This window comes from Leisingera sp. ANG-M6 (assembly GCF_000813905.1).
Lineage (GTDB): Bacteria > Pseudomonadota > Alphaproteobacteria > Rhodobacterales > Rhodobacteraceae > Leisingera.
In genome coordinates this window covers 2,371-2,957 of record NZ_JWLG01000042.1, presented here as the reverse complement: position 1 = coordinate 2,957, position 587 = coordinate 2,371, and the positions used below count along the sequence as shown (strand labels likewise).

At 66.1% G+C, this 587-nt stretch carries 1 protein-coding gene; it reads right to left on the bottom strand.

Annotated elements, in window-relative coordinates; translation table 11 throughout:
- Positions 1–587: IucA/IucC family protein (locus RA24_RS22870; protein WP_039194337.1), on the bottom strand; the 587-nt coding region annotated here is incomplete at both ends.

Below are 587 nucleotides of genomic sequence, written 5' to 3'. Positions count from 1 at the left end.
CAGGCTGGTAAGGAGGGCCGTCCGGCCCGGTAGCGGGTCGGCAGTGAGGGCTGCGAGGTTGTAGATGCCTGTTCCATCAGTCTCTACGAAGGGGTTTTCGCGGAAGATCACCTCAAAGCCGCTTTCGCTGCGGCCCGGCAGGGTCAGGGTCAGATAGGCCGGGTCGTTGAGGATGCAAAAACGCGGATGCAGGCTGTCTGCGTCCAGATGGTTCAGCAGCCGTGCCATGCAGACGCCGGTTTCCAGCTCATTGTGCTTAGTCACGCGCAGGGAGTTGGTGAGCCGCACGGGGACCGAGAATTTCAGCATCCAGGGGCAGTTTGCTGCGTAGAGCGTGCGCAGGGAGGAGGTGGCGGCGAAGGGGCTGCCGGCCTCGCCCAGATCGCGCAGGCGGCCTGTTGCCAGCAGCGCCTGCACCGCCGGGTCCAGCCGCAGCATCTGCGCTTGCAGCGGGTGGGCGGGGATCAGCACCTCATCCGGGCGCAGCCGGAACGCGCCGTCGAGGCCGGGGATCTGGCGGAGCATGTCTGCGGCGGGCTGATGGGCGGAGCCTTCTGTGACAAGTGTCTTGTCCGCGGCAAAGAAGG